Source organism: Citrobacter sp., from assembly GCF_050252275.1.
Lineage (GTDB): Bacteria > Pseudomonadota > Gammaproteobacteria > Enterobacterales > Enterobacteriaceae > Citrobacter_A > Citrobacter_A amalonaticus.
Genome location: NZ_JBFWLF010000259.1, coordinates 1 through 6,524, shown reverse-complemented (window position 1 = coordinate 6,524; position 6,524 = coordinate 1). Strand labels below are relative to the sequence as shown.

General features: G+C 51.6%; 8 protein-coding genes. 4 read left to right on the top strand and 4 right to left on the bottom strand.

Annotation, left to right across the window (positions count from 1 at the left end; all coding sequences use genetic code 11):
• From AB7E14_RS18590 to AB7E14_RS18575, 4 genes are all read left to right on the top strand, one after another.
• Positions 1–288, top strand: a 288-nt coding sequence (locus AB7E14_RS18590) for an LrgB family protein (protein WP_428169780.1), incomplete at its 5' end; no start/stop codon positions are given.
• A 129-nt stretch (positions 289–417) separates the two neighbouring features.
• Positions 418–1,302, top strand: coding sequence for a cytidine deaminase (gene cdd, locus AB7E14_RS18585; protein ID WP_058586825.1), 885 nt, complete (start codon positions 418–420; stop codon positions 1,300–1,302).
• A 202-nt stretch (positions 1,303–1,504) separates the two neighbouring features.
• Entirely contained in the window at positions 1,505–2,224 is a 720-nt protein-coding gene (gene sanA / locus AB7E14_RS18580; protein ID WP_043000129.1) for an outer membrane permeability protein SanA, read from the top strand.
• Positions 2,225–2,226: 2 nt separating this feature from the next.
• Positions 2,227–2,466, top strand: a complete 240-nt coding sequence (locus AB7E14_RS18575; protein WP_316962512.1) for a DUF2542 family protein — start codon at positions 2,227–2,229, stop codon at positions 2,464–2,466.
• 50 nt (positions 2,467–2,516) lie between these two features.
• Here AB7E14_RS18575 and mglC read toward each other — a convergent pair whose 3' ends face one another.
• The 4 genes from mglC to AB7E14_RS18555 all read right to left on the bottom strand — a co-directional run.
• Positions 2,517–3,527 carry a galactose/methyl galactoside ABC transporter permease MglC gene (gene mglC, locus AB7E14_RS18570; protein ID WP_043000126.1) on the bottom strand — a complete coding sequence of 337 codons (1,011 nt, stop codon included), beginning with the start codon at positions 3,525–3,527 and terminating at the stop codon, positions 2,517–2,519.
• A gap of 15 nt (positions 3,528–3,542) precedes the next feature.
• Positions 3,543–5,063 carry a galactose/methyl galactoside ABC transporter ATP-binding protein MglA gene (mglA, locus tag AB7E14_RS18565; protein WP_316962511.1) on the bottom strand — a complete coding sequence of 507 codons (1,521 nt, stop codon included), beginning with the start codon at positions 5,061–5,063 and terminating at the stop codon, positions 3,543–3,545.
• Between the two features lie 66 nt (positions 5,064–5,129).
• Complete coding sequence (mglB, locus tag AB7E14_RS18560) at positions 5,130–6,128, bottom strand: galactose/glucose ABC transporter substrate-binding protein MglB (protein ID WP_043000124.1); 999 nt, start codon at positions 6,126–6,128, stop codon at positions 5,130–5,132.
• Between the two features lie 294 nt (positions 6,129–6,422).
• A partial coding sequence (locus AB7E14_RS18555) for a hypothetical protein (protein WP_428169781.1) occupies positions 6,423–6,524 on the bottom strand: 102 nt, incomplete at its 5' end.

Genomic DNA, 6,524 nt, shown 5'->3' with positions numbered 1-6,524 from the left:
GGCGGCAGCATCGGCGGCATTCCGGCGGTCAGCGCCGTGTGCGTGATTTTCGTCGGTATACTCGGCGCCGTCTTTGGTCATACCCTGTTAAACGCCATGCGCATTAAAACCAAAGCCGCACGCGGACTGGCGATGGGTACCGCGTCCCACGCCCTCGGCACCGCCCGCTGTGCGGAGCTGGATTATCAGGAAGGCGCATTCAGTTCGCTGGCGCTGGTGATTTGCGGGATTATTACCTCGCTGATCGCCCCGTTCCTGTTTCCGGTTATTCTCGCGGTTGTGGGCTAAAATTTGCGATACGTCGCGCATTTTTAATTTATGTTTCATAAGTTGCATACACAATGAGAATTAGATCACACATATAGCCATAACAGGCCCGTACACTACGATCCCAATACATTGTTATGAGGCAACGCCATGCACCCACGTTTTCACACTGCGTTTAGCCAACTTGCGGACAACCTGCAATCCGCGCTGGCGCCCATTCTGGCAGATACGCATTTCCCCGCGTCGCTGACGGCTCAGCAGGTATCAATGCTTAAAAGCGCAACGGGACTGGACGAAGACGCGCTGGCATTCGCGCTGCTGCCGCTGGCGGCGGCCTGCGCCTGTACGCCGTTGTCGAACTTTAACGTTGGCGCAATTGCGCGCGGCGTGAGCGGAACGTGGTATTTCGGCGCCAATATGGAATTCCTCGGCGCGACGATGCAACAAACGGTTCACGCTGAACAAAGCGCCATCAGCCACGCCTGGTTGCGCGGCGAGAAAGGTCTCGCCGCAATCACCGTTAACTACACCCCGTGCGGCCACTGCCGCCAGTTTATGAACGAACTGAACAGCGGGCTGGATCTGCGCATTCATCTGCCCGGTCGGGAACCGCATACGCTGCGCGACTATTTGCCGGACGCGTTTGGACCGAAAGATCTCGACATCAAAACGCTGCTGATGGACGAACAGGATCACGGTTTCGCCCCTCAGGGAGATGCGCTGACGCAAGCGGCCATTGCCGCCGCGAGCCGCAGTCATATGCCGTACAGCCAGTCACCGAGCGGTGTAGCGCTGGAGTGCAAAGATGGACGTATCTTTAGCGGAAGCTATGGCGAAAACGCCGCATTTAACCCGACCATCCCACCGCTACAGGGCGCGCTGATTATGTTGAATCTGAACGGCTATGGTTATGCCGATATTCAGCGTGCGGTGCTGGCGGAAAAAGCCGACGCGCCGCTGATCCAGTGGGATGCCACCGCCGCCACGCTGAAAGCGCTGGGCTGCAGCAACATCGATCGCGTACTTTTGGGCTAATTGTCTGATGGCGTCCGCGCACAGGCTGGATAAGGCGTTTTCATCGCTATCCGGTCTAACCACCTGATGGCGCAACGTTTATCAGACCTACGCTTGTTTCACGTATTGCTGAAAATCCCCCCAATCAGACTGCTGTTTCTTGCGCTTCGCCAGCGGGTACAGTAGCCTGATTGAAATTTCATCCAGTGACAGAGTTTTCTTCATGCTAAAGCGCGCCCTCTACAGCCTGTTGGTCCTGATCGGCTTGCTGCTGTTGATCGTGCTGGGCCTTGATCGCTGGATGAGCTGGAAAACTGCCCCCTATATTTACGACGAGCTTCAGGACCTGCCCTACCGCCAGGTTGGCGTGGTGCTCGGCACGGCCAAATATTATCGTACTGGGGTGATCAACCAGTATTATCGCTATCGTATTCAGGGCGCGTTGAACGCCTATAACAGCGGCAAAGTTAACTATCTGCTGCTCAGCGGCGACAACGCCCTGCAAAGCTATAACGAACCGATGACGATGCGCAAAGATCTAATTGCCGCTGGCGTCGATCCTGCCGATATTGTGTTAGATTACGCTGGATTCCGCACGCTCGATTCGATTGTCCGCACCCGTAAAGTCTTTGACACCAATGACTTCATCATCATTACCCAGCGTTTCCACTGCGAACGCGCACTGTTTATCGCGTTGCATATGGGGATTCAGGCGCAGTGCTACGCCGTGCCGTCGCCAAAAGATATGCTGACGGTTCGGGTACGCGAGTTTGGCGCACGTTTTGGCGCGCTGGCCGATCTGTATCTGTTTAAACGTGAACCCCGTTTCCTCGGCCCGTTAGTGCCAATTCCCTCCCTGCATCAGGTTCCCGACGATGCCCAGGGCTATCCGGCCGTAACGCCGGAACAATTGCTTGAACTGCAAAAGAGACAAGGAAAATAAGCATGGAAGACAAAACGCTTTTTATCGTGATTGGCGTACTGATGATCGTCGCCTGGACCCTGCGGGAAGGTATTAAAGGGTTACGCTCTGGCGTCGTTGAGAAAACGGTTAAAGGTTCGCAAACGCCGCACTTAATTCAGCGCGCAGCGGAACCTGGCGCTTACTGGAGCTATATTGGCGTCTACTTTGGTCTTTCGGTCGGCGCGCTGCTTGTCGGCATCTGGTTAGTTTTTATCAAATAAAAAACCGGCGCAGAGCACGTCTGCACCGGTTTGATTCTGCCCTGAAGGGATTACTTCTTACGCGCGTATTTCAGTGAATCCAGTGCGACCGCAAAGATAATGATGCCGCCCTTGATGATGTACTGCCAGTACGGGTTAACGCCGATGTAGGTCAGACCGTAGTTGATGACGGTAAAGATGATCACACCGGTCACCACGCCGAACACCGTTCCCACCCCACCGCTAAACGATACGCCGCCGACCACGCACGCCGCGATCGCATCCAGTTCGTACATAAAGCCCAGGTTGTTGGTTGCTGAGCCGATACGCCCCGCTTCCAGCAGACCGCCGAAGGCATAGAACACACCGGACAGCGCATAGATCATCAGCAGGTTCAGCGCCACGTTCACGCCTGATACCTTAGCCGCTTCCGGGTTACCGCCGATGGCGAAAATGTTTTTACCGAAGCGGGTTTTATTCCACAGCACCCAGACAAACGCCACGGCAATTAGCGCATAGAACGTGATATACGACAGCCGGAAGCTGCCCAGTGCGATAAAGCCCTGCGCAAAGGTCGAGAAGCCGCTATCAAAGCCCGAAATCGGTGAAGCCCCCACGAAGTCGTAATACAGAGAGTTGATCCCGTAGACGATAATCATCGTGCCGAGCGTCGTAATAAACGGTGTTACGTTCAGGTAAGCAATGATAATCCCGTTCACCAGACCGATGACCGCGCCAATAGCACAGACGATCAGGATAACCAGCGCAATCGGCATGGTCGCCATTTCGGGGAACACTTTATTGGCGTTCTCCATCGACTGTAGCAACGTTGCCGCCACCACCGCCGCCAGCCCCACCTGACGACCCGCTGACAGGTCTGTCCCCTGGGTGACAATCAGACCGGCGACGCCCAGTGCAATGATAATACGCACGGAAGACTGGGTCAGAATATTACTTAAGTTAAGCAGACTTAAGAACGTGGGATCCTGGAAAATAATAATGGCCAGCAAGACTAAAAGAACGACGTAAATACCGCCCTCTTTCAGATAAGTAAGAAAACTTTTCTTATTTAACGCACTCATGAGGAGCCCCTGATCTTAAAGGTGCAAAGACGCAAGACGCAGAATTTCGTTTTGCGTTGTCGTTTTTGTATCAACAATTCCAGAAACGAGGCCGTTGCTCATGACCAGAATACGATCCGTTATCCCTAACAATTCCGGCATTTCGGAGGAGATAATAATGATCCCCTTACCTTTTTTCGCCAGTTCCGCAATTAACTGATAAATTTCAAACTTCGCACCGACGTCGATCCCACGGGTGGGTTCGTCGAGCATTAAAATTTCCGGTTGCGTCAGCAGCCAGCGACCAATAACCACTTTCTGCTGGTTACCGCCCGAAAGCGAACCAATTTGCGTCTTGTGACATGGCGTTTTTACCCGCATAGAGTCAATAACCCATTGGGTATCACTTTTCATTCGTGAGTTATCTAACAGACCCACTTTATTTTTGTAATTCTGAATATTGGAAATTAAGGAGTTAAAACCAATGTCCAGATAAGCATAAATCCCGGTAGAACGACGCTCTTCGGTGACCAGCGCGAAACCGTGGTTAATGGCTTCATTCGCACTGTGGTTATTAATCTTTTTGCCGTGCAGCGTAATGGTGCCCGATGATTTCTCACGGATACCAAACAGCGTTTCAACGATGTCAGTACGCTTAGCGCCGACCAGTCCTGCGATACCGAGGATCTCGCCTTTATGCAAATCAAAGGAAACATCCCGAATGGACGGCTGACGCAGCGAGGTCAGGTTGCGCACTTCAAGAATCACTTCCCCCGGCTTGTTGGATTTATCCGGGAATCGCTGGTTCAAGGAACGGCCGACCATCATGGCGATGATCTTGTCCATATCCAGCCCTTCCAGCGGTTGCGTCGCAATCCACTGTCCGTCGCGCAACACGGTAATTTCATCACACAACTGGAAAATTTCTTCCATTTTGTGGGAGATATAGACAATACCGCAGCCGCGTTCTTTCAGCTTACGAATAATGGTGAACAGATGGTTGACCTCTTTTTCGGTTAACGAAGAAGTCGGTTCATCCATAATCACAATTTTAGCGTTATACGAAAACGCTTTGGCAATTTCGATCATCTGCATTTGCGAGACGGACAATGTTCCGACGCGCGCACGCGGATCGATATCAATATCCAGCTCGTCAAAAATCGCTTTGGTATCGCGGTACATTTTATCCTGATCGACAAACATGCCTTTGGTGGGATAACGCCCCAGCCACATGTTGTCCATAACAGAACGTTGTAATACCAGGTTTAATTCCTGGTGTACCATTGAAATACCATTCTCCAGCGCTTCTTTGGCTGAATGAAAATCGATTTCTTTACCCTGAAATAATATGCTGCCAGAATCTTTTTGATAGATCCCAAAAAGACATTTTAATAGTGTCGACTTTCCTGCGCCATTCTCTCCCATTAATGCATGAATCGAATGTGGGCGGACTTTTAAATTAACATTATCAAGTGCCTTAACGCCGGGAAAAGACTTGTTGATGCCGCTCATTTCCAACAAGAATTCGCCTGACGGCTGAGTAGTTGTGCTGACCATAATTATACCTTGTTGGCCTCGCAAAGTGCGTGATGAAAGGGCGCGATAACATCGCGCCCCACAAACTTACTTCTTAGTGAACTCGGCCAGGTTATCTTTATCAACGCCTACGTAAGGAACGCGGACGATTTTATTTTCGATTTTCCACTCAGTGCCGTCAGCCGCCCCCTTGCCATCGGCAAGGTTTTTCGCCAGGTCAAAGGTCGCTTTTGCCTGGTTGTTCGCATCGTTCAGCACAGTACCGGCCAGCGCGCCAGATTTCACCAGTGCCAGCGCTTCTGGCAGCGCATCGACGCCAAATACCGGTACGCTGGTTTTGTTGTGTGCTTTCAGCGCTTCAACGGCGCCCATTGCCATCGCATCGTTGTTGGCGATAACCACTTCAATTTTGTTGGCGTTCGGACCGGAAAGCCACGCATCCATTTTGTCCTTCGCCATTGCGGTGTCCCACATGGCGGTATCTAACTGCAGCTGTTCGGTTTTGATGCCTTTGTCGTTCAGCTCTTTGATAACGTAAGTGGTACGCGCTTCAGCATCCGGATGACCCGGCTCGCCTTTCAGCAGCACGAACTGAATCTGACCGTCTTTGTTCAGATCCCAGCCCTGGTTTGCCGCCCAGTGTTTGGCAATCAGATCGCCCTGGATAATACCGGATTCTTTGGAGTCAGTACCGACGTAGTAAGCCTTGTCATAGCTGTCCAGCGCTTTACGGGAAGGTTCTTTGTTGAAGAAGACCACAGGCACATTCTGACCGCGCGCTTTTTCGATAACGGTGCCCGCAGCCGCCGGGTCAACCAGGTTGATGGCCAGCGCTTTCACGCCTTTTGCCAGCAGCACGTCGATCTGATCGTTTTGTTTGGACTGGTCGTTCTGCGAGTCGTTCATCAGCAGTTGCACATCTGGCGCCGTTTTCGCATCTGCTTCGATAGCCTTACGCACCACGGACATAAAGTTATCGTCATATTTGTAGATTGTCACACCGATGCGAGTATCCGCAGCGTGTGCAGCCGCGCCGAATAACATGCTTGCCATAACGGCAGAAAGGGTCAACACCTTCTTATTCATGGTAACTCCGGTTTTATTATGCAGGGTAGTACGTAAGATAAATGCCCGGCGGGACAAAACGTTAATGAAGTGTTATGTAAACGCCGAAGCTCATTTTAAAAAAATCTCTCTTCCTTGCCCGGTAACGCTCCAGAAATAGGCTTTAATTTCGCTTAAAGCGCTTTTACCTCGGTAAAAGTGATTACTCACAGTTACATCGTAGTTACAGTGCGACAAGCGGTGCCATCATAGCTATCACAATGTTAAGATACTGTGAATTTACTCACATATTGAAAGCGGTTACATCTGGCGAAATCATAAGTTAGTGATCGCCGCCGCATTCTGTCGTACAGCAACCGAATGACGCCGCACGAGGGTCGGCATAAAGCAGTGGGTCGCGGATAAATCCAGCGTTCC

Excerpts from the sequence above, each read along its gene's own strand:
- cdd (WP_058586825.1), top strand. The coding sequence starts at position 418 with ATGCACCCACGTTTTCACACTGCGTTTAGCCAACTTGCGGACAACCTG.
- sanA (WP_043000129.1), top strand. The coding sequence starts at position 1,505 with ATGCTAAAGCGCGCCCTCTACAGCCTGTTGGTCCTGATCGGCTTGCTG.
- AB7E14_RS18575 (WP_316962512.1), top strand. The coding sequence starts at position 2,227 with ATGGAAGACAAAACGCTTTTTATCGTGATTGGCGTACTGATGATCGTC.
- mglC (WP_043000126.1), bottom strand. The coding sequence starts at position 3,527 with ATGAGTGCGTTAAATAAGAAAAGTTTTCTTACTTATCTGAAAGAGGGC.
- mglA (WP_316962511.1), bottom strand. The coding sequence starts at position 5,063 with ATGGTCAGCACAACTACTCAGCCGTCAGGCGAATTCTTGTTGGAAATG.
- mglB (WP_043000124.1), bottom strand. The coding sequence starts at position 6,128 with ATGAATAAGAAGGTGTTGACCCTTTCTGCCGTTATGGCAAGCATGTTA.